Raw genomic sequence first — 25,009 nt, 5'->3', positions numbered from 1 at the left:
GGATTTCTAACGGCTATGATGCCGATAAATGGAGATTGCATTGACTTTGCCGGTTCAAAACGCAGCAGCGTCATCGCGGAAGAATGTGCGCCTTGAGCTTGATGGCATCAAGCGATCCTTCGGCGCCTATAACGCCCTCGATGGCATCGATCTCACGATTGAACCCGGCGAATTCATCGCACTTCTCGGACCCTCCGGCTGCGGCAAATCCACGGCGCTGAACTGCATTGCCGGCCTGCTTGGCCTTACCGGCGGCGAAATCCGCCTCGGCGGCAATCGCATCGACCAATTGGAGCCGGAAAAGCGCGGCTTCGGCATGGTCTTCCAGAGCTATGCCCTCTTCCCACATATGAGCGTGCGCAAGAATGTCGGCTTCGGCCTTGCCATGCAAGGTATTCGCGGCGCCGAGGCCGACAAGCGCGTCATCGATGCTCTGGCGCTGGTGCGCCTCGAAAGCCAGGCGGACAAGCTACCCGGCCAGCTCTCCGGCGGCCAGCAGCAGCGCGTCGCGATCGCCCGCGCTATCGTCATCCGCCCGCCGATCGTCCTGATGGATGAGCCGCTGTCCAACCTCGACGCCAAGCTCCGTCTGGAAATGCGCGCCGAGATCCGCGGCATCCACGATCAGATCGGCTCGACCACCATCTATGTCACCCACGACCAGGATGAGGCACTTTCGCTTGCCGATCGTATCGTCGTCATGAGCCAGGGCCATATCCAGCAGATCGGCACGCCGCAGGATCTCTACCAGCGACCGGTCAATCTCAATGTTGCCGATTTCATGGGCTTCCGCACCCGCATTCCCGGTCGCGTCGTCTCCGTGTCCGGCACTGAGGCGGAAATCGAAGCCGCCGGCGCGCGGCTGACCGGCACTATGCGCGACACGTTGAAAGTCGGCGATGCCGCTGTACTCTCCGTGCGCCCGGAAGATCTCGTTGCCACCACCAACGGCATTCCCGTCATCGTCGCGAGCACCGAATATCGCGGCCGCGCCTTCTTCGGCATGGCCCGCTCGGCCGACGGATCGGAGCTCTATTTCCGCTCCGACGATGCCTTGCCGCGTGGCTCTGCCACCACCCTGCAGCCGGTCGCAGGCCGTTCTCTGGTCTTCAAAGGCTCACTTGCATGAACGGCGGCCCCTCACTGAAAACCAGACTTGCCGCACAAGGCCTCGACGGCACGACGCTGCTCGTTCTGCCGGGCCTCTTCTTCATGATCGCGCTCTTCATCTATCCCTTCATCTACGGCGTCGCGGATTCGCTGATGCCGAAGGATGGCGGTGTCTGGTACGAAAATTACGCGAAGTTCTTCTCGGACCAGTTCCAGTACGGCACGATCGCCAACACCATGTGGCTCGCCTTGCCAGTCACCATCGTCAACCTGGCCTTCGCAGTCCCCGTTGCCTTTCGCGTCCGGCTGATGCGCCGGCAGCGACTACTGACGACCATTCTCGTCCTGCCGATCACGCTCGGCACCGTCTTCGTCGCCGATGGTCTGCTGACCTTTCTCGGCCCGCGCGGCTGGTTCAACGAGACGCTTATCCTGTTCGGCATCCTGGATTCGCCGGTCAAGCTCACCAACAACTACTGGGGTGTCTTCGCCTCGCTGCTGATCACTGGCTTCCCCTTCGCCTTCCTGCTGACGCTGTCCTACATCACCGGCATCGACCCGGCGATCGAGCAGGCTGCTGCCACGCTCGGCGCCAATGCGCGCCAGCGCTTTACGCGCGTCTTCCTGCCGCTCCTGGTGCCTGGCCTTGCCGTGACTTTCTGCCTGTCATTCGTTCAGGCCTTTGCCGTCTTCCCGTCGGCCGTCCTGCTCGGCGCGCCTGCCGGCCCGACACGCGTCATCTCGATCGCCGCCTATCAGGCCGCCTTCGAGCAATATGACCATTCATACGGCACGGCGATCGCCCTCATCATGGGTGGTGTCGAGCTCATTGTTGTCGTCGCCATCCTCGGCGCGCGTTCGTTCTTCTACCGCGGCCCGGCCGGCGGCACGAAAGGCTGAGCCATGATCCGTGACCAGGGCCTTACCTCGAAGATCTGGCGCATCGCTGTCTGGGCGCTCGCGACCCTCTTTGTCCTCAACCTGCTTGCGGTCATCGCGGCCGTGATCGTCAACTCTTTCGCCACACGCTGGCTCGGCACATGGTTGCCACGCGGCTGGACGGATCGCTGGTATTTCAGCGCCTGGAGCGAGTTCCAGCTTTCCAGCGTCGTCCTCGTCACCTTCGAGATGGCGTTTGTCGTCGTCATCATCTCGGGCATTCTGGGCGTATTGACGGCCTATGCACTGGCGCGGCGCGATTTCCCGGGCAAGCGCGCCATCATCCTCTTGTTCCTGCTGCCGCTGTTGATCCCGCCGCTGACCTACGGCATTCCGCTGGCAACCGTGCTCTACCAACTCGGGCTCGGCGGCACCTTCTGGGGCGTGGTGCTGATCAACCTCGTGCCGTCCTTCCCCTTCGTCGTGCTCGTCATGATCCCCTTCATCGAGCAGATCGATCCGCGCATCGAAGCAGCCGCCCGCGTCTTCGGCGCCGGTACGACCAGCCTCTTCATCCGTATTCTGCTGCCGCTCTTGCTGCCCGGCATGCTGGCGGCACTTCTGCTCGTTCTGGTGCGCACGCTTGCCATGTTCGAGCTGACCTTCCTCATCGCCGGACCGCAGACCCAGACGCTCGTCGTCTCTCTTTATTACGCGGTCTTTGCATCCGGCGTACGCGCCAGCCAATCAATCGATGCGATGGCGGTGATCTATATGGTGACGACGCTATTCTGGCTCATCATCGCGCTGCAATTCGTCAATCCGACGCAGATCGTCGCCCGCGCCAAGCAGCAATCGGCGCATTGAAGCATGTCGCGCAAAAGTGTGAAGCGGTTTTGCGATAACGACATGCCAAAAAAGAGCCGCCGCCGGCGGAACCGGCAGCGGTTGGTGCAAATCAATAGACTTCGGGGACGTAGAGTTCCGGCGGAACCGGTATGCGCTGATAGTCTTCGTGACGCACGCGCTCGGGAAGTACAATCTCTTCCTTCGGTACGTCCTCGTAGGGGATCTGGCTCAGCAGATGCGCGATGCAGTTCAGACGCGCCCGCTTCTTGTCCACGGCCTGAACGACCCACCACGGCGCTTCATCGATATGCGTACGGTCCAGCATCTCTTCCTTGGCCTTGGTATATTCCTCCCAGTGGACGCGGCTCTGCAGGTCCATGGGCGAAAGCTTCCACTGCTTCAGCGGATCGTGGATACGCATGTTGAAGCGGAATTCCTGCTCCTCGTCAGTGATGGAGAACCAGTATTTGATGAGGATGATGCCGGAACGCACCAACATGCGTTCGAACTCAGGCACAGAGCGGAAAAACTCTTCCAGTTCATCCTTGGTGCAGAAGCCCATGACGCGCTCGACACCGGCGCGGTTGTACCAGCTGCGGTCGAAGAGCACCATTTCGCCTGCCGACGGCAGATGCGGAGTATAGCGCTGAAAATACCACTGGTTCCGCTCGCGCTCGGTCGGCGCCGGAAGTGCCACGACGCGGCAGACGCGCGGGTTGAGGCGCTGGGTCACGCGCTTGATCGCGCCGCCTTTGCCGGCGGAATCGCGGCCTTCGAAGAGCACGACAACCTTGAGCTTCTTGTAGTGGACCCAGTCCTGAAGGCGGACAAGTTCATGCTGCAGGCGGAAAAGCTCCCGGAAATAGAGCTTGCGTTCGAGCGTCTGTTCGGCCGGACCGGACATGCCCTCGGCGACCAACTCGTCGAGCCGGTCCTCCTCCATCTGCATTTCCAGCTCTTCATCGAAGCTGTCTGCAATCTCGTTCTTGATACGGTCGAGCTCAGTGTTTTCGATCATGGCACGCTCCCTGTTCAATTCGCTCGATAAAGCACGTTCTCGCCATAGCTATATGACAGAGTTGCGACGATCGAAAATTTGCTTTGGCAAAACGCAAAATTATAAGGCCGAAACACCGGCTTGCCCCGCCTTTCATGGTCGTCCCGGCGGTCGCAGTCGACTGGTTCTACAGATGGCCGCGGCTTGTGCCATGTCAAGTTTTATGTATACATTGGACTTGCTGAGCAATTTTCGCGACGGTGGCGTTTTCTTCGGAGGAGCGAGGGAAAACGCTCAGGTCGCGGGCATGTCTCCGGGAGAGAGATATGGTGCACAACATTGGGAGGAGTATACATGGTTTCGTTTTCAAGAAGACTATTCATAGCCGGCGCTGCGCTCGCCACACTTGCCGGCACGCCTGCATTTGCACAGGAAACGGTCAAGATCGGCGTGATCCTGCCGATGACCGGTCCTTTCGCCTCAACCGGACGCCAGGTGGAGGCCGGCGCTCGCGCATACATGGCAATCAATGGCGACACGGTTGCAGGCAAGAAGATTGAGCTCGTCCTGCGTGACGATGCCGGTACGGCCGACCAGACCCGCCGCATCGCTCAGGAGCTCGTCGTCAATGACGGCGTCAAGATGCTTGTCGGCTTCGGCCTGACTCCGCTTGCGATGGGTGTGGCACCAGTCCTCAACCAGGCGAAGGTTCCAGCGATCATCACCTCGGCCACCACCTCGGCCATCATGAAGCAATCGCCCTATTTCGTGCGCACCTCGATGGGCGGTCCGCAATCCGCCGTTCCGGTCGCAACCTGGGCCGTCCAGAACAATCTGAAGCGTGTCGTCACGCTGGTGACCGATTACGGTCCGGGCATCGACATCGAAAAGGGCTTTACCGACCAGTTCAAGAAGGAAGGGGGCACGGTTGTCGAAGCACTCCGCGTTCCCCTGCAGAATCCGGATTTTGCGCCCTTCCTTCAGCGTGTGCGCGATGCCAAGCCGGATGCCCTCTTCGTCTTCGTGCCTTCGGGTGTCGGCGCGATCTTCATGAAGCAGTTCGTCGATCGCGGTCTCGCGGATGCCGGTATCAAGCTGATCGCCACCGGCGACGTCACCGATGACGATCTCCTGAACGGCATGGGACCGGCCGCCAAGGGCGTCATCACCGGCCATTTCTATTCGACCGACCACGACAGCCCGGAAAACAAGGCTTTCGTCGCCGAAGTCCGCAAGGCCAACAAGAACATGCGCCCGAACTTCATGTCGGTCGGCGGTTATGACGCCATGCATGTCGCCTATGCAGCGCTCGAAAAGACTGGCGGCGATACTGATGGCACGAAGCTTGTCGACGCCATGAAGGGCATGGAATTCGTCAGCCCGCGCGGGCCTATCACCATCGATCCTGATACCCGCGACATCGTGCAGGATATCTATATGCGCGAGGTCAAGGAGAAGAATGGCGAACTCTACAATGTCGAGTTCGCGACTTACCCTGACATCCACGATCCGAATACGGCTGCCAAGTAAGCCCAGGAAACAGGCGGCGGAAGCAATTCCGCCGCCTGGATGCAGTGAGGTCTCATGCTGACAATCCTGTTCGACGGCATCGCCTATGGCATGCTTCTTTTTGTTCTCGCCTGCGGATTGTCGGTCACGCTGGGCCTGATGAATTTCGTCAATTTGGCGCATGGCGCCTTTGCCATGGCAGGCGGTTACGTCACCGTCATCATGATGAATAGCTACGGCATCTCCTTCTATTGGTGCCTGCCTGCCGCCTTCATCGTCACGGCGCTTGCCGGCGTTGTGTTGGAACGGCTGCTCTACCGCCGCCTCTATTCGGCCTCGCATCTCGATCAGGTGCTGTTTTCGATCGGCCTCGTCTTCATGGCGATCGCGGCAATCGATTATTTCATGGGCGGGCAGCAGCAACTCATCAACCTGCCACCTGAACTCAGCGGCCGCTTCGACTTCCTCGGTATCGATATCGGCCGCTACCGGCTTTTCATCATCGTCATCTGCGCGGTCTTGACGGTCGCGCTGCAACTGGCGCTCACCCGAACCCGCTTCGGCAGCCAGCTACGTGCGGCCGTCGATGACGGACGCGTCGCCCGCGGCATGGGCATCAATGTCTCGGTCATCTTCGCGCTGACCTTCGCGCTCGGCTCCGGTCTCGCCGGCCTTGGTGGCGCACTCGGCACCGAACTGCTCGGCCTCGATCCGAACTTTCCGCTGAAATACCTTATCTATTTCATGATCGTCGTCACCGTCGGCGGCACCTCGTCCATCACCGGCCCGTTCATCGCAGCACTTCTGCTCGGCGTCGCCGACGTCGCCGGCAAATATTACGTGCCGCAACTCGGCGCCTTCATCATCTATGCCGTCATGATCTTTGTGCTGATCCTCCGGCCCCATGGCCTCTTCTCCCGGGAGGGCGGCCGATGAGCGGTGAACGCAACAACGCCTCCACGCAGGCCATGGGGCTCCTGAGGCACGCCGGCCGCTGGCAGATCTGGGAATTCGCGCTATGGCTGGTGGCCATCGCCGCGATCTTCGTCCTGCCATCGCAGATGCTGATCCTGACGGAGATCGCCATTCTGGCGCTCTTTGCCGTCTCGCTTGATCTCATCCTCGGTTATGCCGGCATCGTCTCGCTCGGCCACACCGCCTTCTTCGGCCTCGGCGCTTACACGGCTGGTCTCTTTGCCGTCCACGTCTCCGGCGAACCGATTATCGGCCTGCTGGCGGCTGGCCTTGTCAGCAGCCTCTTCGGCTTCCTGACGAGTTTCCTCGTCCTGCGTGGCTCCGATCTCACCCGCCTCATGACCACCTTTGGCGTCGCCATGCTGCTTGCTGAACTCGTCAACCAAGCGGCCTGGCTCACCGGCGGCGCCGATGGCCTCAGCGGCGTCATCATCAATCCGATCCTCGGTTATTTCGAATTCGATCTCTGGGGCCGCACCGGCTACATCTACTGCCTGATTGTGCTGATGCTCTTGACCTATGGCGCCCGGCGCATCGTCAATTCGCCCTTCGGCCTGTCGCTGAAGGCGATCAAGCACAACGAGCGCCGCGCCTCCATGCTCGGCATCTCGCCTACCCGCCGCATCGTCGCGATCTACACGATCTCGGCGGCCTATGCCGGTATCGCAGGCGCGCTGCTGACCCAGACGACAAGCTTCGTCTCGCCAGACGTGCTCGCTTTCCACCGTTCAGCCGAAGTGCTGCTGGTGCTGGTCATCGGCGGTGTCGGCTATCTCTATGGCGGCGTCTTCGGCGCGGTGATCTTCTCCATCCTGCGCAACTGGCTGTCGGTCATCACGCCGCAATACTGGATGTTCTGGATCGGCCTCGCGCTTATCATCATCGTTCTGGTCGGCCGCGAGCGCCTGACACGCTGGCGGACCCTGCTACCAGGCTCAACCCGCAAGCGCGAAGCCGGCATGCAGCAAACCGTCGCGGAGGAAAGCAAATGACGCTCGCCCTCGAAACCCGGCATCTCGTCAAGCGCTTCGGCGGCTTCATCGCCACCAACGATGTCTCGCTGCAGATCCGCCAGGGTGCCCGTCATGCCCTGATCGGCCCGAACGGCGCCGGCAAGACCACCATCATCAACCTGCTGACCGGCGTACTGACACCGAACAGCGGCGAGATCCTGCTCGCTGGTGAAGACATTACCGGCGTCCCTTCCTATCGCCGCGTCGGCAAGGGTCTTGCCCGTACCTTTCAGATCAATCAGCTCTTCGGCGATTTCACGCCGCTCGATTCCGTCATGCTGGCGATCAGCGAACGCAAGGGCCACGGCCGCTTCGCCTGGCGGCCGCTCTCGGCCGACCGCGAAGTCGCCGATGAAGCCGCCGCACTGCTGGAACGCTTTCGTCTCGTCGACGTCATGGGCATGCCGACAACACTCCTGCCCTACGGCAAGCAGCGCCTGCTGGAGATCGCACTTGCGATTGCCATGCAGCCGAAGGTGCTGCTGCTCGATGAGCCCGCCGCCGGCGTTCCCGAAGAGGAGCGGCACGAGGTTCTCGGCATCGTCCGCGAGCTGCCGGCCAATGTCACCGTCGTGCTGATCGAACACGATATGGATCTCGTCTTCTCCTTCGCAGACCGTATTTCGGTGCTCGCCGCCGGCGCACTCTTTGCTGAAGGGACCGTCGCCGAGATCTCGAAAGACCCGCAAGTGAAAGCCATCTATCTCGGGGAGGATGCCTGATGGCCGAACTGCTGCGGATCGAGCGTCTCGTCGCCGGTTATGGCGAAGCCCGTGTGCTTGCCAAGGTCGATGTCTCGCTGGAAGAAGGCCGTTCGCTGGCATTGCTTGGCCGCAACGGCGCCGGCAAGACGACACTGCTGAACACCATTATCGGCGTAACCACCCATCATGCCGGCTCCATCCACCTGCAGCAGCGCGACATCACCCGGCTGCAGGCGGAAAAGCGCGCGCCGCTCGGCATCGGCTGGGTACCGCAGGAACGCAATATCTTCCGTTCGCTGACAGTGGAGGAAAATCTGACGGCGAGCGCCCGCCCCGGCGCATGGAATGTCAGCCGCGTCTACCAGATGTTCCCGCGCCTGCAGGAACGCCGCCGTAACCTCGGCAATCAGCTCTCGGGCGGCGAACAGCAGATGCTCGCCATCGCCCGCGCCCTGATGCTCAATCCGAAGATCCTGTTGCTCGACGAGCCGCTGGAAGGCCTTGCCCCGATCATCGTCGACGAGCTTCTGGCTGCACTTCGCCGCATCGTCACCGACGAAGGCATGTCGGCGATTATCGTCGAGCAGAAGGCCCGCAAGGTGCTGCCGCTGACGGATGAGGTCATCGTGCTCGAACGTGGCGTGATAACCTATCGCGACACATCGGAAGCGCTTCTTGCCTCACCCGAAACTCTCGACGCTCACCTGAGCGTCTGAGATTTAGGCTTCGCGCGGCGGCACACGGGTGATGCGCGCACCGAGTGCGTTCAGCCGCTCCTCGATCCGCTCATAGCCGCGCTCGATCTGCTGGGCATTATTGATGATGCTGGTTCCCTCCGCGCACATGGCAGCAATCAGCATCGCCATGCCGGCGCGGATATCCGGGCTCTCCACCTGCGCGGCGCGCAGCTTGGAAGGACCGGCGACGATCGCGCGATGCGGGTCGCAGAGCACGATGCGCGCGCCCATGGCAATCAGCTTGTCGACGAAAAACATCCGGCTTTCGAACATCTTCTCGAACATCAGCACCACACCGTCGCATTGCGAGGCGGTGACGATGGCAATCGACATCGTATCGGCCGGGAAAGCCGGCCAGGGCTGGTCCTCGATCTTTGGAATGTGCCCGCCGAAATCCGGCTGGATTTTCATCTCCTGCCCCGCCGGCACCACGAGATCGTCGCCTTCGATGCTGCAGCGGATGCCGAGGCGCTCGAAGGTCATCAGCGTCGAGCGCAGATGCTCAACACCCGCCCGGCGGATGGTGATTTCAGAACTCGTGACGGCAGCAAGACCGATCAGCGAGCCGATTTCGTTATGGTCAGGGCCGATACGGTGCGACGCGCCGCCAAGAGGCTGGCCGCCGTGAATGGTCATCGTATTGGTGCCGATACCCTCGATCTTCGCACCCATCGCAATGAGGAAATGTGCGAGATCCTGAACATGCGGCTCGGAGGCGCAATTGCGCAGGATCGTCTTGCCCTCGGCAGCAACAGCCGCGCAGAGCGCATTTTCCGTCGCGGTGACCGAGGGTTCGTCCAGGAAAACATCCGCACCGCGCAGGTGCCTGGCGCGGAAACTATAGGAGCCGTTGACGCTGATCTCCGCACCGAGCTGCTCCAATGCGAGAAAGTGTGTGTCGACACGGCGGCGGCCGATGACATCGCCACCCGGCGGCGGCAGTGTGATCTCACCGCAACGCGCCAGCATCGGACCGGCAAGCAGGATGGATGCACGAATGCGGGCGCAGAGCGCCGGATCGAGATCGGCGGGCTTGAGATCACTCGCTTCGATCTCGAGTTCGTTGCGACCGAGCCAGCGTGCCTTGGCGCCGACGGATTGGATCAGCTCGACCAGTGCTTCGACATCGCGGATGCGCGGCACGTTGGTCAGATGCACGAGCTTGTCGGTCAGCAGCGAGGCGGCAATGATCGGCAGGGCAGCATTCTTGTTGCCGCTTGGTTGGATCTCGCCGGCAAGGCGATGGCCGCCCTCGACGATGTACTGAATTCGCTCATGCGGCTGGGCCTGTGCCACTGCTGTCATCCTTGTTCGATTCGATTTTCAGGGGGCATATCTGCGTTGTCATTGTGACATCGGAGTGATCGCCGATCGGGAAGTGTGGCTGTTTTTAGCGCTGCTGCGCACGGACGGCTAGAGGCAAGAGGACGGGACGAATCCATAAAAAACGGCGCCCTCCCGGGCGCCGTCATTAACACCGTGGATGGAGGTGTCGGATTTCAGCCCTTCTTGCTACGCCAGCTATCGGCGTAATTCTCGCGGGCTTCACGTGAATAGGGTGTGGGCGACACACGTACACGGATTTCCGCCTGCTCGTGTGGCTCGACGGACGTCTTGCCGGAGCCACCATCGGGTTCACCCCAGACGAGGGTCAGAACGTCACCGATCTCGACATCGGCATCGACGATGCCGAGCGAGAGCATGCAACGCTCATTGTAGCTGTAGCCGTTGAACATCGACATGCCGACCATCTTGCCATCGCGCATGATCCTGTCGGCGCTAGTCGAGGCGTAATTCGGCTGCGGGAAATCGATCCATTTGAAGTGATCCTCGCCGGGACGGAAGGCCGAGGCGATGACATTGACGACATCTTCGGCATTCCACTCGAAGGTCACCTTCTTGCGGCTCGTCTGGCCCTTCATCTTCTCGAGCGCGGACTTGCCGATGAAATCGTCTTTCTTCCAGCCGATGTAGAAGTCGTAACCGAGTTCGAACGGAGTAACGTAATAATCTTCGATATTGCTGGAAACGAAGCTGCCGCCGATGGCACCGGTTGCCTCATAGCTGTCGGCGCCCAGCCAGTCGCGATAGGCTGCCAGCATGCCGTCACCCGTATAGATGCCCGGTAGCGGCGACGGGATCCAGCCGGATTCCAGCGTGTTGGTGGAATAGGCGCGGCTGCCGCAGCGCACGAGATCGACGCCGGCCGCCTTTGCCGATTCCAGGATGACCGAGTAGATATAGGCCTTGTCTTCGTAAGGTCCCCAGATTTCCAGGCCCGGCGCGCCGGACATGCCGTGGCGCAGCGCATTTACCGTCTTCGAGCCGACCTTGATCTTGTCGACATGGAAGAACTTGATGTCAGGGATCGGCCCGCCATTCATCTTCTCGAAGATCTTCGGGGCATCCGGTCCCTGGATCTGGTAGCGGTAATGCGTGCGCAGCACCCGTTCGCCTTCAGGGCGGGAGGGCGAACGCGGATCGTATTTGAGGCGCACATTCCACTTGCCGTAAGCGGCGCAGAACATCAGCCAGTTGGAGGTCGGCGAACGGCCGACGAGGATGAACTTGTCCTCACGCTCGCGGAAGATGATCTGGTCGCCGATGACATGACCGGCAGGCGTGACCGGCACGAAATGCTTGGCGCGGTTCGTATCGAAATTCGAGAAGGAGTTGACGCCGTGATAGGCGAGGAACTTCTCCGCATCTGGGCCTTCGACGGTCAGCTCGTCCATATGGTGCGACTGATCAAAGAGAACGGCGGAGTTGCGCCACGCGGCCTGCTCCGAACGCCAGTTGGAAAACTCGGCCGCCACGACCGGGTATACATACATGCCGACTTTGGAATTGCGCAGCAGTTCCACCGTATTGCCGGCCGACTTCAAAACTTCGGATAGGTTCGATCTCGCCACCTGATGTCCTCCCATTGGCATGCGATAATGTATACATGAAATGCCCAATGCGATCAGATTGCAAGCCTATTTTCTCCCGGCAGCACCCAGTTCAATGCGCTGAAAATGAAAAAGGGCGGCCATAGGCCGCCCTGCTGAAGCGCGAATTATCTGAAATTACCGGTGAATCAGCGCAAGCCCCCTGATCTGCTCGATCAGGGTTGGGTCCTCCGCCAGAATGTATTCAAGATTGCGCCGCGCCGTCCGTGCGTGCTCCCTGGCGATCGCTTCCGCACGGCTGCCTTCGCGCGCCTCGATCGCACTGACGAGCGCCCTGTGCTGGTCCTGCGCGGAGCGCAGCGAACGGCGGAAGGCGGTGATATCAGCCTTGTCAGGCAGGAACGCCGAGGGCGAGGCAAAGGGCAACGAACTTGCCCGCTCCACCTCACGCCGGATGATCTCGCTGCCTGCAAGTGCAGCAAGCTGATGGTGGAATTTTTCATTGAGATCGGAATAGGCGTCGAAATCGACATCGTCGAGCTGCTCGCCGAAACAGGCGTCGAGCTTCAGCACCGTCTGCCTGATATCCTCGAGCGCCTCAGGTGTGGCACCTCGTTCGGCAGCGAGCCTTGCCGCCATGCCTTCCATGACGCCACGCACCTCGATGGAGTCGACCACATCGGCAAAGCCGAAGCGACGGACCACAAAACCGCCATTTGGCAGACGATCGAGCAGCCCCTCCTCCGTCAGCCGCGACATCGCCTCGCGCACCGGTGTGCGTGAAATATCAAGCGCCTCCGCTAACGGTACTTCAAAGAGGCGCGTGCCGCCCTGCAGTTCGCCGCTCAAAATCTTTTCCCGCAACTCGATAACGGCGCGACGGCCATGCGTTGCGGCTTCACTCTGCTTCATCGGCGCCTCCCAATCCCGGCTAAACGTATATAACAGCGCGAACGCATACAAAACCCCACACTGAACATCACCCTAGCACAAACTTGTATGCATATGAGAGGCTATATCCACGGAGTATAGCAATTATCGCAGCCATATCAGCTGTTCCCTTGACACAATGTATACATTTATGATGTCTGGTCAGCGGGAGGAAAATCGATGGCAACGCTCGTGCTCATTCCGGGGCTCGTGTCCGATAGCATTGTATGGGCGCCACTTGCCGAGGCTGTCGCGCAGCACATGGCTGTGCATGCCGCTGATGTCTCTCGCACCTCCTCGATATCAGCCATGGCGGAAAGCGTTCTCGCTGCCACCGACGGCGATCTGATCGTGGTTGGCCACTCCATGGGCGGTCGCGTCGCCATGGAAATGGCACGCATCGCACCTGACCGCATGCGCGGCCTGGTGCTCGCCAATACCGGCCATCACCCGAAACGCGACGGCGAGGAAATCAGACGCCAGCAGATGATCGACCTTGGCCACCGCAGCATGGAAGAATTGGCCGACGAGTGGCTGCCACCCATGCTGAGCCCAGCCCGGCTGACCGATGCGGAACTCATCACCAGTCTGCGCGCCATGGTGCTGCGAGCCGGCCCCAATATGCATGAGCGGCAGATCCGCGCGCTGATCAACCGGCCGAACGCTAGCGCCTATATAGCCGAACTCGGCTGTCCCATTCTGCTTGTCGCAGCGCGCCACGATGGTTGGAGCCCGATCATCCAGCATCAGGAAATCGCAGACGCGGCATCCGATACAGAACTCGTCATCATCGAAGATGCCGGCCACTTCGCACCCGTAGAGCGGCCAGTCGAAGTTACGGCCGCAATCGCCAGCTGGCTGACGCGCAGATTTGGAGGAATCTATGCCTGAAAATACCGCGACCATTCCCGATACACCGCTCTTCGATCGGGCCGGCTCGATCCGTGGTTACCAGCTCAACAAGATGGCGATGGCGCTTGGTCAGCCTGCTAACCGCGACGCCTTCAAGGCGGATGAGGATGCTTATCTCGCCCGCTTCGGCCTGGACGATGAGGAAAAAGCCGCCGTCAAAAGACGTGACTGGCACGAGATGGTGCGCCTCGGCGGCAACCTGTTCTTCATCCTGAAGATCGCGGCTGTCGACCCGACGCCGATCACTCAGATCGGCGCTGCACAGGCCGGCATGTCGCATGAGGATTTTCTCTACGAAAGACTGGGAAAGAAAAGAAATGGCTAAGATCATCGGCGGCCTCGGAACGAGCCACGTTCCCTCGATCGGCGCGGCACTCGACAAGGGCCTGCGCGACACGCCGGACTGGAAGCCCTTCTTCGATGGCTACGAGGCAGGCAAGCAATGGATGCGCGAGGCGAGGCCCGATATCGCCGTCGTCGTCTTCAACGATCACGGCAACAGCTTCTTCCTCGACCGCGTGCCGACCTTTGCCGTCGGCGTGGCGGAAACCTATCAGCCGGTCGATGAAGGCTGGGGACCACGGTCCATTCCCGCCTTTGAAGGTGCGGTCGATTTTTCCTGGCACTTCGTCGACAAGCTGGTCGAGCGTCACTTCGATCCGCTGGTCTGCCGCGAAATCGAGGTCGATCACGGCCTACAGGTGCCGATGGAACTCTTCTTTGGCCGGCCGGAGCGTTGGCCGGTCAAGGTTCTGCCGATCTGGGTCAACACGATCCAGTATCCGATCCCCACCCCGCAGCGCTGTTGGGAAATGGGCAAGGTATTGCGCGAGGCGATCGAAAGCTGGCCGGGTGACGAACGTGTCGTCATCCTCGGCACCGGCGGCCTGTCGCATCAGCTTCAAGGCGCCCGCGCCGGCTTCATCAACCAGACGGCGGATCGCGCCTGGCTGGACGGCATTGCTGCCAATCCGGAACCTTATCGCGCCATGAGCCGCGAGGATTATGTCGAGCAGTTCGGTTCTGAAGGCGCAGAGCTCATCATGTGGCTGGTGATGCGCGCCGCCATGAACGAGCAGGTAAACCTCATCCACAAGCACTATCATGCCCCGGCCTCCATGACTGGTGCCGGCATGGTCGTTCTGGAAAACGCCGCCTGATGCCCGCCTTCTTCCTCATGCGCTGCCTACACCATTCCGAGCAGGATAGCGCCCGCGACCTGCACCGCCCGGCCCATCGCGCCTGGGTGCAATCCGGCGGTGAAGGCCTTGCTAAGGTGCTGATCGGCTCTGCCCTACTCGATGACGGCGGGACCTCGATCGGTAATTTCGGCATATTGGAAACGGCTGGTATCGCTGAAGCAACAGCCTTTGCAGAGGGCGACCCTTTCAACAGGGCAGGCATTGTGGCAAAGATCGAACTCACGCCATTGCCTGCGACATTCCAGGCCGGACGCATCAGTGATCCGATGACACCGAGGACATAGAGTTTTAGTTCCGCCACGAGCGGGAGGGGTGCCCCGGAGAGGGGCAGATGAGGGGGCTGGCAAAGCAAGAGAGGGAACGATCGGACCGAGAGGAACGGTCGCTTGTGAGCTACGGCCCCCTCATCCGGGCCGCACGGTCCCGCCCTCGGATGCTCATCCCTTCTGAGGCCTCAACCGCAATTCCAGTACACGTCCGACAGTTTCTTCCAGCCCGCCAATCTGGCCTAGGCCGCAAGCACCCATGCGCTCCTGCACCTCGGCAATCTCCATCGCCAACCCGCCACGAAGCCCAAGCGCATCGAGCGTCGCAGCGCTTTCGCGCATCTCCGCCGCCCGCCGCCGCCCGTGCCGCGTCGTGCGCTCCATCTGGTATTCGGCAAATTGCGGCCAGTTGAGACCAGGAAAAGACCCTGAAAGCGAAGATAGGACTTCCTCGTAACAGCCGGATGCCTTTGCCGCGAGCAAAGCCTCGACGGTGATCGCCTCCAGCCCTTTCACAAACAGCGAACGTACCATCTTGATCGCTGTTGCAGCACCGGCCGCCGGTCCCGCAATCTCTGCCGAAAAGCCGAGCCCCAAAAGCTCCGGCAACAGCCGCTCGGCCGGAGCACCAGCAAGTAGAACAGGCGTCTGGTGCTTGCGCGGGTGAACCGGCGCCATGACCGCCATGTCGAGATAATCGCCGCCCGCCGCTTCTACAGCGAGAGCTGTCTCCCGCTTTCGGTCCGGCGAAACGGAATTGATATCGATCACCACCTGCCCCTGCCGCAGATACGGCAAGAGCGGTTCGACGGCACGCAAGCTCTGGTCGGCGGTCACGGCGCTGAATATCCAATCCGCCTCCGAAAACCCGGCAAGGGTCTCGGAAATATCGGCACCGCGTGATCGCATCGCATCGCGTACGGCTTCGCCCCCTGAAGCGAGCAGGATATCATAGGCGATGAAACTCAGGCCCGGTCGGCTCAGCCCCTCATGAAAGGCTCGCGCTGCTTCGCCATAACCCAGAAACCCGATCCTCATCTCAGCCTCCTATTCCGCGAAATACTGTCCCGCGACTGAACGCTGCAGCATTCACGCAAAGACATACCCATCGAAAAGCTTGCGGGCGGTCCGCAGCACCGCAGCATCGGTCACGACACCGTCCCTGACGGTCGCGATCACGCTCATTTCTCCGGTCGGATGCTCGACGGAAATCAGTTTCTCGTTGCCATCAGGCACGACAGCCAGTTTGGCCGCCGGCCCTTCCGGCAGAAGGCAGGCCGTCGCCACGCTGACTGCACCGAGCACGCCGATCGCATCATGACAACGATGCGGAATGAAGGTTCGCGTTGAGATCGCACCGCCAGTTTTTGCCGGCGAAACCATCGTCATTTTCGGCACCGATTTCTTAGCGACATCGCCGAGATTCATCATCGGCCCGGCCTTCAGCCGGATCGCCTCGAGCTTCGCTTTAAGCTCTCCATTGGCTTCGAGCGTATCAGGCGTTTCCGTCCCTTCGATGCCAAGGTCGCTCGCCAGCATGACGACGCAGGGCATGCCATTGTCGATAAGCATGCATTCGATACCCTCGATGATATCGACGGCATGGCCGGTCGGCAGCAGGGCTCCACAGCTTGAACCTGCCGTATCCGCAAAGGTAATCGGCACCGCCGCCGCCGTGCCCGGCACGCCGTCGATACGAGCGTCACCCGCATAGCTCACACGGCGATCGGGCGTGGCGATCTTAGCGGTGGCGACCTGCCCGGTATTTTCCATGAAGATGCGGACTTCCGTCTGCCCGTCCCCGGCCTCGATCAGGCCGCGCTCGATGGCGAAGGGCCCGACACCGGCAAGGATGTTTCCGCAGTTCTGCGCATCAGTGACAATGGGCTCATCAACAAAGACCTGCAGGAAGAGATAATCGATATCGACGTTGGGCCGCTCGGACCGCTTGACGACGGCGATCTTCGAGGTCAGCGGATCGGCGCCTCCCATGCCGTCGATCTGCCGCGGATCGGGCGAGCCCATCACCCGGAGCAGAAATCCGTCGCGATCCTCAGGCAGATCTTCAGCCAGGAAATAGCCACCCTTGGACGTGCCACCGCGCATCCACATGCAGGGAACGCCGCCTTGCGCCGCGACCCTAGACATATTTCAGCCCCTTCTCTGCCAGCCGCTCGCGCATCTTGTAGATATCGAGCCCGAGTTCGCCTGCGGCCAGCCGCCGGCGCTTCTCCTCTTCCGCAGCAATCCGCTGCTCGGCCTTGTCGGCAACATCGGTCGCCTCCTCCCGCAGCACGACGCAGACGCCGTCATCATCGGCAACGATCACGTCACCCGGATTGACGAGCGCACCGGCGCAGACCACGGGAATATTGACCGAGCCCAGCGTCTCCTTGACCGTGCCCTGCGCAAAGATCGCCTTCGACCAGACCGGAAAATTCATCGCCTTGAGATCGGCGACATCGCGCACGCCGGCATCGATGACGAGCCCGCGGCAGCCACGCGCCATGGCAGACGTCGCCAGAAGATCGCCGAAATAACCATCCTCGCAGGGACTGGTCGGCGCGAGCAGCAGGATATCGCCCGCTCTGATCTGCTCGATAGCCACATGGAGCATCCAGTTGTCGCCCGGAGGGGTGGAAATAGTCACCGCGCTCGCCGCAATCCTCGCACCCGGATAGATCGGTCGCATGTAGCTCGCGAGCAGGCCCTTGCGGCCCTGCGCCTCATGCACGGTCGCCACCCCGCAGGTAGCGAGACGATCGATGACGGATTGTTCCGCCCTCTCGATGTTCTGAACGACGACGCCCATCAGAGTTCATCCACCGTTCGCGGGAACACCGACTGGAAACCCTCGGCATGCGTTGCCTTACGACCTCCCGACTGACCGCCGGAATTGCGCATGAAGTGATTGCCGCGGTTTTCGGCGACATTCTTGTAGTAGTGCCAGAGGTGCTCCTGCCCCTCCATGCATTGGATCGCCGCCCACTTCTTCTCCCAGACAGGCGAGATGTCGAGGAAGACGTCTGGCTTCCATTCCATCTGCTCGGTCTGGTGCGGTTCGAACAGATAAAGCTGCGGCGCACCAAGGACCTTCTCGCCAGGATTATGCCCCCAGGCCTGTGCGATCATGCGTGCTTCGAGCGCCACCTGCGTCGCATACATATGGTCGGTATTATAGGGATCCCACTTGGAGTGGCTGAGCATGAATTCCGGCTGCACGGCGCGGATCGCATCGACCAGCCGGAATTTTGCCTCCTGGCCCACGACCAGCGGATAATCGCCGAGATCGAAGAACTGGATATCGTGCACGCCAAGTGCCTGCGCGGCATTCTCCGCCTCGACGCGCCGCGCCGCCTTCACCTTTTCCAGCGTCATCCCTGCATTCTTCCAGAGCTTGGCGCTCTCGCCGCGCTCGCCATAGGACAGACAGAGAACGGTAACCTCGTAGCCCTTTTCCTGATGAAGCGCGATCGCACCGCCGCAGCGCCAGACGAAATCCGCCGAATGCGCGCTGATGACCAAGGCCGTCTTTGCCATGAACTAGTCCTTCCTTGCCACGGGGGGCGTGCCATGCGTGTGAAATGTCTCGATCGTTTTCAGGCCCCAGGCCTGGCCTTTCTTGCGCTCCATCTCTGTCCAGGTCACGGTCGGCCAATCGGGCCTGAGGATCAGCCGAGCGCCGGCATTGGCGAGCTCGACACGGTTGCCCGCTGGCTCCCAGACGTAGAGGAAAAAGGTGCCCTGGATCGCATGCTTGTGCGGCCCGGTTTCGATATGGACGCCATTCTCAAGAAAGATATCGGCCGCGCGCAGAATGTCCTCGCGCTGGTCGACAGCATAGGTGACGTGGTGAAATCGGCCCTTCGCGCCGGTATGGTCTTCGGAATAGGCGATGTCATAGGTCTTGTTGTTGACCGTGAACCAGCAGCCACCAAGCCTTCCATTGTCGAGCTGGATCTGCTCCGTCACCCGGCTGCCAAGCGCTTTCGTCATGAAGTCGCGGATTGCCCTGATATCGCTTGCGAGCAGGTTCAGGTGGTCGAGCCGGCGCGGACTGGCGCCGCGCCCGTGATAGCGCTGGGCGATATTCTTCAGCGCTGGACGCTCGCCTTCGGGCGCCTCATAGACATGCGTGTCGTAATAGAGCTCGAAAATATGACCGTCCGGATCGATAAAGCGATAGGCGCGGCCATGTCCCGCGTCGCCGTCCACCCAGCCAAGGCCACAGCCCATTTCCTCGATCACCTTCACCCGCCGTTCCAGGGCTTCCGGAGACGACGTGCGGTAGCCGACATGGCCGACGCCGGTCGTGTGATGCCGAACCAGCTTCAGCGTATGGAATTCATAATCGTCGAAGGCACGCAGATAGGCGACGCCATCTTCGATCAGGCTGGGTGTGAGCCCATAGACCCTTGTGAAGAAATCCAGGCTCTCATCGAAACGGTCGCTATAGAGTTCCACATGACCGAGATGCGCGACGTCAAAACAGGGCTCGGTCATGCGGCAGGCTCCCAGGCGATGGCCTCACCGGCTTTCAAAAATCTCATGATGATCCTCCTCACAGGCGTACGCCTCCACGTCCGCCTGCCATTGAAAATACTAGGAAGGTTGGCAACAGCAGGCAACTTCGTTCTGCTGACGGGTCATAAGCTGAGGTTACAGATAGAGCCAAGAGCGAGCTGAAAGGACTGCCGCCAAAGCCCGGCTCCGGCGACCATCCACCCCTGCCAGCATCTAGGTAAAATGGACGGTTTTCAGCTCGATATAATTGTCGAGGCCCTCGATGCCGCCTTCGCGGCCCGGCCGAATTCCCTGACGCCGCAGAAGGGCATGGTCGGATCGACAATATTATCACTGATCGTCAGGCCGCCGGAGCGAATGGGCGGTCCTACGCGACAGGCACGCTCCTTTTTTTCTCAAGCCAAATGCATACTCAAAGATCGAGGTATCTGCATATTTATCGCAATTTAGCCTGAAATTGACTCATCTGGATTGAAATAGATTTCTTTATGTATACATTTTGAGAGGCGCGGAGGAGCGCCGAACGGAGTAATGAAATGGCGTTGTTGAATTTTACCAGCAAGTCCAGGGAACGCACTCCTGAGCCGGAATTCGCCGACATGATCGAAGGTTGGTCGATCGAGGTCATGCCAAGAACGGCCGCCAAGATCGATGACTTTCGCGCATTCCTGCCAACCGGGACACGCGTCTATATCGCTCATCTCGACGGCACCCCGATCGATGATATGGTGGCGACGGCAAGGCGGCTAAGCGCACAAGGGTTTGCAGTCATGCCGCATCTCCCGGCCCGCAGTATTCCTCATATCAGCACATTGGCGGACTGGCTGGAACGATATCGCGGCGAAGCCGATGTCCACCAGGCTCTCCTGCTCGGTGGCGGCAGGACCACGCCTGTAGGCGATTTTCACAGTTCCACACAATTGATCGAGACCGGGCTTTTCGACCATCACGGCTTCACGCATCTGCATTTTGCCGGTCATCCGGAAGGCAGCCGTGACGTCGACCCGGACGGATCAACTGCCCTGGCCGACCGGGCACTGCTCTGGAAGCAGGATTTCGCCTCGCGTACCGATGCGCAGCTTGCCCTCACCACTCAATTCACCTTCGACCCTCAACCTGTCATCGACTGGGCGGAACGCATCCAGGCAGCCGGCGTCACCATGCCCATCCATGTCGGCGTTGCCGGTCCTGCCAGGCTTCAGACATTGATCAAATACGCAATCTCCTGCGGCATCGGCCCCTCGATCAAGGTGCTGCAGAAGCGCGCCATGGACATGGGCAAGCTGCTCTTGCCCTACGAGCCGACCGATCTGGTCGCTGCCTTTGCTGATTACAAAGCAGAAAAGCCTGAAAGCCTTATTAGCCAACTGCATATCTTCCCGCTCGGTGGCATCCAGGTGGCGGCAGACTGGATGAACAAACACCGTTCCGTCAAAACACCGGCCGCGCTACCCTGAGAAGCCCCTCCGCAGGCCCCCAGGAAGAGCCATGCCGACGCCCGACCATCCGAATATCAGACATATCAGGCTATTCGTCGCCTGCGCCGAGACCGGCTCGCTGACATCAGCCGCAGCCATCCTCGGCATCACCCAGCCTGCGGCATCCCAAGCCTTGCGGCGGCTGGAAAAGCTTCTGGACGCAACCCTTGTCGAACGCCACGCCATGATGCTGACGGCGGAAGGCAAGATCGCCCAACAACGGTTCCGTCGCCTTCTTGGCCTTATCCGTCAGGCCTGGGGACCAGCCGCAAAAGCGGCAATTGGCATTATCGAAATGCGCCTCACATGGCCGCACCTGCGCGCCATTACGACATTTGCCGAACATGGCAGCTTCAGCGCCGCTGCCCGCACGCTGGAGCAATCGGAACCGGCCGTACAACGCGCCGCTCGCGAGGCCGAAGCCATCATCGGCATTTCCCTTTTCGAAAATTCCGGTCGCAATGTCCGCCTGACCGCCGCAGGCCTTTCCGCCGCCCGCTGGTTCAGCCTGGCGATTTCTGAATTCGAAAACCTTCGCGACGAGCTCCTGGAGGCACGCAATCACTATGCCGGCCGTATCTCGATCGGCACCCTGCCACTGACCCGAACCTTCCTGGTGCCCGATGTGATCGCGCATCTTGCCAACCGCTATCCGCTCGCACGCTTCGGAATCGTTGAGGGCAGCTACGAGGTGCTGATCGACGACCTTGAGCGCGGCCGCATCGATATCCTCGTCGGCGCACTGCGTAGAAGCCTCGTCTCGAAAACCCTGTATCAGGAACCGCTCTTCGATTTCGAACTCAGCATCGCCGGACGTGCCGACCATCCGCTGACGCAGCGCCGGGAGATCACCCCTGACGATCTCGCGGACTACCCCTGGGTCGTCGCCCGCCGCGACACGCCCTCGCGCGAAACCTTCAACGCCGTGGCAGCAACCTTTCCGAAGGACAAGCCTGCCCGCCAGAGCGTCGAGACCGGCTCGCTCAATGCCATCAGAGGCGTGCTCCTGAAGTCCGATCACCTCGCCCTGCTCTCCCACCATCAGATCCGCTATGAGCTGGAGGCAGGCTTTCTCGCCGCGATGGATTATCCGCTGCCGGATTCGCGGCGCCCTGTCGGTGTCACGCTGCGCCGCCACTGGCTACCGACGGCCCTTCAGGCGGAATTTCTGGCTTTGCTCAAGGAACATTCGGCAGAACTCGACTAGCCTATGCCTCTCTCACGATTGCGCGAGCGGCCACCATATCCTCGGAATATGCGATAATGGTTCTCTGACCGGGGCGCCAAACACCGATATTTCATGGAGTTCTTCGAATGCCTTTACGCTGCGCCATTCTCGATGACTATCAGCACGTCGCGCTTTCCATGGCCGACTGGAGCGGCATCGAGGCGAAGGTCGAGATCAACTGTTTCGACGACCATATCGCCGATACCGACGCGCTGATCGGCCGGCTGTCGGACTATGACATCATCATCGCCATGCGGGAACGCACCCCTTTCGACGCCAAACGCCTCGGCCGGCTGCCGAAACTGAAACTGCTGATCACGACCGGCATGGCCAATGCCTCGATCGACATGGCCGCTGCCACCCGCCTCGGCATCACGGTTGCCGGCACGCGCGGTTTCGTCGGCTCAGCCGCTGAACTCACCTGGGCGCTGCTGATGGCGCTGGTTCGCCATATCCCCTCGGAAGTCACCAATTTCCGCGCAGCGCAAAATCCGTGGCAGCTCTCCGTCGGGCGCGACCTCAGGGGGCTGACACTCGGCGTCGTCGGTCTCGGCAAGCTCGGCCAGCAGGTCGCCGCTTACGGCCGCGCCTTCGGCATGAACGTTATCGGCTCGTCGCGCTCCAACACGCCGCAGAAAAGTGCCGATCTCGGCATCGGCTACGCCGCCTCCCTCGATGAACTGCTGTCCGCCGCCGATATCGTCACGCTGCATCTCACCCTGAACGCTGAAACAAAGGGCATCATCGGCAAGCGCGAACTCGACCGCATGAAACCGGGTGCCATCCTTCTCAACACGTCCCGGGGACCACTCGTCGGCGAGCAGGCACTGGTCACAGCACTGGAAAGCGGCCATCTCGGCGGCGCCGGCCTTGATGTCTTCGACGAGGAGCCCCTGCCCGCGAACCACGCATTCCGGCGGCTCGCCAATGTCGTGGCGACCCCACATCTCGGCTATGTGACGGAGGAAACCTATCGCATCTTCTATCGGGATGCCGTGGAGAATATCGCCGCCTGGATCGACGGAAAACCGATCCGGGTTCTAAATTCTCCGAAGTAAGGCGGGAACGACTGCTTACACATCGCCTCGCAGGCGACCGCCGCCATCGACCGAGCGGCGGTACATTTTGAACAACAAGGCTCCCCGCTCTGCCGCGGGGAGCCTTCTTCATCAGACGGGTGCGCGAGGATCGTGCCGCGCAAGGCGGCGCAGCAGATAGTCGACCTCAGCCCGCGCCGTGGCGCTGAGCGCGCTTCCTGGCTTGCGTTGCGCATCCGAGGTGATGACGCCCCGGCGCATGAGAACATGCTTGCGGACGGCAAGGCCGACGCCGAGCTGCTGTTCGTAGCGGATCAGCGGCAGATGGGCGTCAAAGAGGTCATGGGCCTCATCGCGTTTGCCGACGGCAAACAGATTGACCAACTCCACCAGCATGTCCGGGAAACCGTAGCCGGTCATGGCGCCGTCAGCACCGCGCTCCGGCTCGAAATCGAGGAACATGCCGCCATTGCCGCAGAGGATCGAGAAGGGTCGAAGCTCGCCGGCTTTCTGCATGGCGCGCAGCTTTGAGATCTTCTCCAATCCCGGCCAGTCCTCGTGCTTAAGCATGACGCAGGAGGGATGATCGGAGATGATCTTGGCGACCACGCTGGCCGACATGACGACCGTCAGCGTCAGCGGATAATCCTGTAGCACCCACGGAACGTCCGTGCCGACGGCCTCAACAGCCTGCGCAAAATACTGGACGATCTGCTCGTCGGTGCGAAGCGCCGGCGTCGGCGCGATCATCACGCCGGCGGCCCCCATGTCCATCGCATCGCGGGCGAGCGAACGCATCGCCGCAAAGCCAGGTGCGGAGACGCCGACAACGACCGGCACTCTTGAACGGCCGACCACCTGGCGAATGATCGCTCGCGATTCCGCGGGCTCAAGCTTCGGCGCCTCGCCCATGATCCCGAGGATAGTCATGCCGGTAACGCCGCTGTCCTGATAGAAGTCGGTCAGCCGGTCGATTGACGGCGCGTCGAGGGTACCATCAGGCAGAAATGGCGTGGTTGCAATTGCATAGACGCCCTTTGCGTCAGTTCCGAAGCTCATTGTGCATCCTTCCACGCCTGATAGCGTGCCTTGGTTTCCGCGTTCATGGGATAGAGACCAGGCAGCGGCACGCCCCGGTCGATTTCGGTCATGATCCAGCCTTCCATGCGCTCCTGTTCCGGCGCTTCGGCAAGCACCGCATCGAGCAAGGCGGCTGGGATAAGCACGGCGCCATCCTTGTCGGCAACGACGATATCGCCGGGGAAAACAGCAACGCCACCGCAGGCGATCGGCTGCTGCCAGCCGACGAAGGTCAGCCCGGCGACGGAAGGCGGCGCAGCCATGCCGTCGCACCAGACAGGCAACTCGCTCGCAAGCACGCCTTCCAGATCGCGCACCACACCATCGCTGACCAAGGCCGCGACCTTGCGCTTCATCATCCGGGCGCAGAGAATATCGCCGAAGATGCCGGCATCCTGCACGCCCATCGCATCGACCACGGCAATGCAGCCCTCCGGCATCTCCTCGATCGCCGCGCGCGTGGAGATTGGCGAAGCCCAGCTTTCGGGTGTTGCCAAATCCTCCCGCGCCGGCACGAAACGCAGCGTGAAGGCTGGGCCGACCACCCGCTCCTGGCCCGGCCTTAGCGGCTTTGTGCCGCGCATCCAGACATTCCTGAGCCCCTTTTTCAGAAGCACGGTTGTCAGAGTCGCCGTGGAGACGCCCTTCAGAGTTTCGATAACGGCTGGATCTAGAGACATGGATTGCA

26 protein-coding genes are annotated in these 25,009 nt (G+C 61.1%); 15 read left to right on the top strand and 11 right to left on the bottom strand.

The window, feature by feature from the left end; genetic code table 11:
- The first annotated feature begins 28 nt into the window (after positions 1 to 28).
- The 3 genes from PMI11_RS20535 to PMI11_RS20525 are packed head-to-tail and all read left to right on the top strand — an operon-like array spanning position 29 to position 2,856.
- Positions 29 to 1,129, top strand: coding sequence for an ABC transporter ATP-binding protein (locus PMI11_RS20535; RefSeq protein WP_037071794.1), 1,101 nt, complete (start codon positions 29 to 31; stop codon positions 1,127 to 1,129).
- On the top strand, positions 1,126 to 2,010 hold the full coding sequence (locus tag PMI11_RS20530) for an ABC transporter permease (protein ID WP_007820822.1): 885 nt from the start codon (positions 1,126 to 1,128) through the stop codon (positions 2,008 to 2,010). The genes PMI11_RS20535 and PMI11_RS20530 overlap by 4 nt, the downstream gene beginning before the upstream one ends.
- Positions 2,011 to 2,013: 3 nt before the next feature.
- The gene (locus PMI11_RS20525; protein ID WP_007820821.1) at positions 2,014 to 2,856 is read left to right on the top strand and encodes an ABC transporter permease; all 843 of its coding nucleotides are present in this window, start codon (positions 2,014 to 2,016) and stop codon (positions 2,854 to 2,856) included.
- A gap of 91 nt (positions 2,857 to 2,947) precedes the next feature.
- Here PMI11_RS20525 and ppk2 read toward each other — a convergent pair whose 3' ends face one another.
- Complete coding sequence (gene ppk2, locus PMI11_RS20520; protein WP_007820820.1) at positions 2,948 to 3,856, bottom strand: polyphosphate kinase 2; 909 nt, start codon at positions 3,854 to 3,856, stop codon at positions 2,948 to 2,950.
- Positions 3,857 to 4,189: 333 nt separating this feature from the next.
- Between ppk2 and PMI11_RS20515 the strand changes: the two genes are divergently transcribed.
- The 5 genes from PMI11_RS20515 to PMI11_RS20495 are packed head-to-tail and all read left to right on the top strand — an operon-like array spanning position 4,190 to position 8,752.
- A complete protein-coding gene (locus tag PMI11_RS20515; RefSeq protein ID WP_007820819.1) occupies positions 4,190 to 5,365 on the top strand; it encodes an ABC transporter substrate-binding protein in 1,176 nt (391 codons plus the stop codon).
- Between the two features lie 54 nt (positions 5,366 to 5,419).
- Positions 5,420 to 6,280 carry a branched-chain amino acid ABC transporter permease gene (locus tag PMI11_RS20510; protein ID WP_007820817.1) on the top strand — a complete coding sequence of 287 codons (861 nt, stop codon included), beginning with the start codon at positions 5,420 to 5,422 and terminating at the stop codon, positions 6,278 to 6,280.
- The gene (locus PMI11_RS20505; protein WP_007820816.1) at positions 6,277 to 7,311 is read left to right on the top strand and encodes a branched-chain amino acid ABC transporter permease; all 1,035 of its coding nucleotides are present in this window, start codon (positions 6,277 to 6,279) and stop codon (positions 7,309 to 7,311) included. The genes PMI11_RS20510 and PMI11_RS20505 overlap by 4 nt, the downstream gene beginning before the upstream one ends.
- Complete coding sequence (locus PMI11_RS20500; RefSeq protein ID WP_007820815.1) at positions 7,308 to 8,054, top strand: ABC transporter ATP-binding protein; 747 nt, start codon at positions 7,308 to 7,310, stop codon at positions 8,052 to 8,054. Before PMI11_RS20505 ends, PMI11_RS20500 begins: the two co-directional genes overlap by 4 nt.
- The gene (locus PMI11_RS20495; RefSeq protein WP_007820814.1) at positions 8,054 to 8,752 is read left to right on the top strand and encodes an ABC transporter ATP-binding protein; all 699 of its coding nucleotides are present in this window, start codon (positions 8,054 to 8,056) and stop codon (positions 8,750 to 8,752) included. The genes PMI11_RS20500 and PMI11_RS20495 overlap by 1 nt, the downstream gene beginning before the upstream one ends.
- A gap of 3 nt (positions 8,753 to 8,755) precedes the next feature.
- Here the strand turns inward: PMI11_RS20495 and murA are convergent, their stop codons facing one another.
- From murA to PMI11_RS20480, 3 genes are all read right to left on the bottom strand, one after another.
- Positions 8,756 to 10,078 (bottom strand): UDP-N-acetylglucosamine 1-carboxyvinyltransferase, encoded by a 1,323-nt coding sequence (gene murA, locus PMI11_RS20490; RefSeq protein ID WP_051034614.1) that lies wholly within the window; start codon positions 10,076 to 10,078, stop codon positions 8,756 to 8,758.
- 194 nt (positions 10,079 to 10,272) lie between these two features.
- Positions 10,273 to 11,685 carry a vanillate/3-O-methylgallate O-demethylase gene (locus tag PMI11_RS20485; protein ID WP_007820812.1) on the bottom strand — a complete coding sequence of 471 codons (1,413 nt, stop codon included), beginning with the start codon at positions 11,683 to 11,685 and terminating at the stop codon, positions 10,273 to 10,275.
- A 156-nt stretch (positions 11,686 to 11,841) separates the two neighbouring features.
- On the bottom strand, positions 11,842 to 12,576 hold the full coding sequence (locus PMI11_RS20480; protein WP_007820811.1) for a GntR family transcriptional regulator: 735 nt from the start codon (positions 12,574 to 12,576) through the stop codon (positions 11,842 to 11,844).
- A gap of 198 nt (positions 12,577 to 12,774) precedes the next feature.
- On the opposite strand from PMI11_RS20480, the gene PMI11_RS20475 reads away from it, so the two are divergent.
- The 4 genes from PMI11_RS20475 to PMI11_RS20460 are packed head-to-tail and all read left to right on the top strand — an operon-like array spanning position 12,775 to position 14,992.
- Positions 12,775 to 13,485, top strand: a complete 711-nt coding sequence (locus tag PMI11_RS20475) for an alpha/beta fold hydrolase (protein WP_007820810.1) — start codon at positions 12,775 to 12,777, stop codon at positions 13,483 to 13,485.
- Positions 13,478 to 13,831 (top strand): extradiol ring-cleavage dioxygenase, encoded by a 354-nt coding sequence (locus tag PMI11_RS20470; protein ID WP_007820800.1) that lies wholly within the window; start codon positions 13,478 to 13,480, stop codon positions 13,829 to 13,831. Before PMI11_RS20475 ends, PMI11_RS20470 begins: the two co-directional genes overlap by 8 nt.
- Positions 13,824 to 14,666: a class III extradiol dioxygenase family protein gene (locus tag PMI11_RS20465; protein ID WP_007820798.1), complete on the top strand. Its 843-nt coding sequence runs from the start codon at positions 13,824 to 13,826 to the stop codon at positions 14,664 to 14,666. The genes PMI11_RS20470 and PMI11_RS20465 overlap by 8 nt, the downstream gene beginning before the upstream one ends.
- Positions 14,666 to 14,992, top strand: coding sequence for a YciI family protein (locus PMI11_RS20460; RefSeq protein WP_007820796.1), 327 nt, complete (start codon positions 14,666 to 14,668; stop codon positions 14,990 to 14,992). Before PMI11_RS20465 ends, PMI11_RS20460 begins: the two co-directional genes overlap by 1 nt.
- A gap of 153 nt (positions 14,993 to 15,145) precedes the next feature.
- Here PMI11_RS20460 and PMI11_RS20455 read toward each other — a convergent pair whose 3' ends face one another.
- The 5 genes from PMI11_RS20455 to PMI11_RS20435 are packed head-to-tail and all read right to left on the bottom strand — an operon-like array spanning position 15,146 to position 19,477.
- Entirely contained in the window at positions 15,146 to 16,012 is an 867-nt protein-coding gene (locus PMI11_RS20455; protein ID WP_007820780.1) for an NAD(P)-dependent oxidoreductase, read from the bottom strand.
- Positions 16,013 to 16,063: 51 nt separating this feature from the next.
- Positions 16,064 to 17,122, bottom strand: a complete 1,059-nt coding sequence (locus tag PMI11_RS20450; RefSeq protein WP_202803157.1) for a 4-oxalomesaconate tautomerase — start codon at positions 17,120 to 17,122, stop codon at positions 16,064 to 16,066.
- On the bottom strand, positions 17,115 to 17,786 hold the full coding sequence (locus PMI11_RS20445; protein ID WP_007820777.1) for a 4-carboxy-4-hydroxy-2-oxoadipate aldolase/oxaloacetate decarboxylase: 672 nt from the start codon (positions 17,784 to 17,786) through the stop codon (positions 17,115 to 17,117). The genes PMI11_RS20450 and PMI11_RS20445 overlap by 8 nt, the downstream gene beginning before the upstream one ends.
- Entirely contained in the window at positions 17,786 to 18,514 is a 729-nt protein-coding gene (locus tag PMI11_RS20440; protein WP_007820776.1) for a PIG-L deacetylase family protein, read from the bottom strand. The genes PMI11_RS20445 and PMI11_RS20440 overlap by 1 nt, the downstream gene beginning before the upstream one ends.
- A gap of 3 nt (positions 18,515 to 18,517) precedes the next feature.
- A complete protein-coding gene (locus tag PMI11_RS20435) occupies positions 18,518 to 19,477 on the bottom strand; it encodes a VOC family protein (protein ID WP_007820775.1) in 960 nt (319 codons plus the stop codon).
- A gap of 557 nt (positions 19,478 to 20,034) precedes the next feature.
- Here PMI11_RS20435 and PMI11_RS20425 point away from each other — a divergent pair.
- From PMI11_RS20425 to PMI11_RS20415, 3 genes are all read left to right on the top strand, one after another.
- Positions 20,035 to 20,955 (top strand): hypothetical protein, encoded by a 921-nt coding sequence (locus PMI11_RS20425; protein WP_007820774.1) that lies wholly within the window; start codon positions 20,035 to 20,037, stop codon positions 20,953 to 20,955.
- A gap of 31 nt (positions 20,956 to 20,986) precedes the next feature.
- A complete protein-coding gene (locus tag PMI11_RS20420; RefSeq protein WP_007820773.1) occupies positions 20,987 to 22,183 on the top strand; it encodes a LysR family transcriptional regulator in 1,197 nt (398 codons plus the stop codon).
- 107 nt (positions 22,184 to 22,290) lie between these two features.
- On the top strand, positions 22,291 to 23,262 hold the full coding sequence (locus PMI11_RS20415) for a D-2-hydroxyacid dehydrogenase family protein (protein WP_007820772.1): 972 nt from the start codon (positions 22,291 to 22,293) through the stop codon (positions 23,260 to 23,262).
- 111 nt (positions 23,263 to 23,373) lie between these two features.
- Here the strand turns inward: PMI11_RS20415 and PMI11_RS20410 are convergent, their stop codons facing one another.
- Both PMI11_RS20410 and PMI11_RS20405 read right to left on the bottom strand, forming a co-directional pair.
- Positions 23,374 to 24,300, bottom strand: coding sequence for a dihydrodipicolinate synthase family protein (locus PMI11_RS20410; protein ID WP_007820771.1), 927 nt, complete (start codon positions 24,298 to 24,300; stop codon positions 23,374 to 23,376).
- Entirely contained in the window at positions 24,297 to 25,001 is a 705-nt protein-coding gene (locus PMI11_RS20405) for a ribonuclease activity regulator RraA (RefSeq protein WP_007820770.1), read from the bottom strand. Before PMI11_RS20405 ends, PMI11_RS20410 begins: the two co-directional genes overlap by 4 nt.
- Positions 25,002 to 25,009: the final 8 nt, after the last annotated feature.

This window comes from Rhizobium sp. CF142, assembly GCF_000281145.1.
Taxonomy (GTDB): domain Bacteria; phylum Pseudomonadota; class Alphaproteobacteria; order Rhizobiales; family Rhizobiaceae; genus Rhizobium.
The sequence above is the reverse complement of the archived record's forward strand: the minus strand, read 5'-3'. Positions and strand labels throughout refer to the sequence as shown.

Bases quoted from the DNA above. Each gene is read 5' to 3' on its own strand.
- PMI11_RS20405 (WP_007820770.1), bottom strand. From the start codon at position 25,001: ATGTCTCTAGATCCAGCCGTTATCGAAACTCTGAAGGGCGTCTCCACG.
- PMI11_RS20535 (WP_037071794.1), top strand. From the start codon at position 29: ATGGAGATTGCATTGACTTTGCCGGTTCAAAACGCAGCAGCGTCATCG.
- PMI11_RS20450 (WP_202803157.1), bottom strand. From the start codon at position 17,122: ATGTCTAGGGTCGCGGCGCAAGGCGGCGTTCCCTGCATGTGGATGCGC.
- murA (WP_051034614.1), bottom strand. From the start codon at position 10,078: ATGACAGCAGTGGCACAGGCCCAGCCGCATGAGCGAATTCAGTACATC.
- PMI11_RS20475 (WP_007820810.1), top strand. From the start codon at position 12,775: ATGGCAACGCTCGTGCTCATTCCGGGGCTCGTGTCCGATAGCATTGTA.
- PMI11_RS20435 (WP_007820775.1), bottom strand. From the start codon at position 19,477: ATGACCGAGCCCTGTTTTGACGTCGCGCATCTCGGTCATGTGGAACTC.
- PMI11_RS20415 (WP_007820772.1), top strand. From the start codon at position 22,291: ATGCCTTTACGCTGCGCCATTCTCGATGACTATCAGCACGTCGCGCTT.
- PMI11_RS20460 (WP_007820796.1), top strand. From the start codon at position 14,666: ATGCCCGCCTTCTTCCTCATGCGCTGCCTACACCATTCCGAGCAGGAT.
- PMI11_RS20470 (WP_007820800.1), top strand. From the start codon at position 13,478: ATGCCTGAAAATACCGCGACCATTCCCGATACACCGCTCTTCGATCGG.
- PMI11_RS20495 (WP_007820814.1), top strand. From the start codon at position 8,054: ATGGCCGAACTGCTGCGGATCGAGCGTCTCGTCGCCGGTTATGGCGAA.
- PMI11_RS20465 (WP_007820798.1), top strand. From the start codon at position 13,824: ATGGCTAAGATCATCGGCGGCCTCGGAACGAGCCACGTTCCCTCGATC.
- PMI11_RS20500 (WP_007820815.1), top strand. From the start codon at position 7,308: ATGACGCTCGCCCTCGAAACCCGGCATCTCGTCAAGCGCTTCGGCGGC.
- PMI11_RS20525 (WP_007820821.1), top strand. From the start codon at position 2,014: ATGATCCGTGACCAGGGCCTTACCTCGAAGATCTGGCGCATCGCTGTC.
- PMI11_RS20425 (WP_007820774.1), top strand. From the start codon at position 20,035: ATGGCGTTGTTGAATTTTACCAGCAAGTCCAGGGAACGCACTCCTGAG.
- PMI11_RS20445 (WP_007820777.1), bottom strand. From the start codon at position 17,786: ATGGGCGTCGTCGTTCAGAACATCGAGAGGGCGGAACAATCCGTCATC.
- PMI11_RS20440 (WP_007820776.1), bottom strand. From the start codon at position 18,514: ATGGCAAAGACGGCCTTGGTCATCAGCGCGCATTCGGCGGATTTCGTC.
- PMI11_RS20410 (WP_007820771.1), bottom strand. From the start codon at position 24,300: ATGAGCTTCGGAACTGACGCAAAGGGCGTCTATGCAATTGCAACCACG.
- PMI11_RS20480 (WP_007820811.1), bottom strand. From the start codon at position 12,576: ATGAAGCAGAGTGAAGCCGCAACGCATGGCCGTCGCGCCGTTATCGAG.
- PMI11_RS20420 (WP_007820773.1), top strand. From the start codon at position 20,987: ATGCCGACGCCCGACCATCCGAATATCAGACATATCAGGCTATTCGTC.
- PMI11_RS20455 (WP_007820780.1), bottom strand. From the start codon at position 16,012: ATGAGGATCGGGTTTCTGGGTTATGGCGAAGCAGCGCGAGCCTTTCAT.
- PMI11_RS20515 (WP_007820819.1), top strand. From the start codon at position 4,190: ATGGTTTCGTTTTCAAGAAGACTATTCATAGCCGGCGCTGCGCTCGCC.
- PMI11_RS20530 (WP_007820822.1), top strand. From the start codon at position 1,126: ATGAACGGCGGCCCCTCACTGAAAACCAGACTTGCCGCACAAGGCCTC.
- PMI11_RS20510 (WP_007820817.1), top strand. From the start codon at position 5,420: ATGCTGACAATCCTGTTCGACGGCATCGCCTATGGCATGCTTCTTTTT.
- PMI11_RS20505 (WP_007820816.1), top strand. From the start codon at position 6,277: ATGAGCGGTGAACGCAACAACGCCTCCACGCAGGCCATGGGGCTCCTG.
- ppk2 (WP_007820820.1), bottom strand. From the start codon at position 3,856: ATGATCGAAAACACTGAGCTCGACCGTATCAAGAACGAGATTGCAGAC.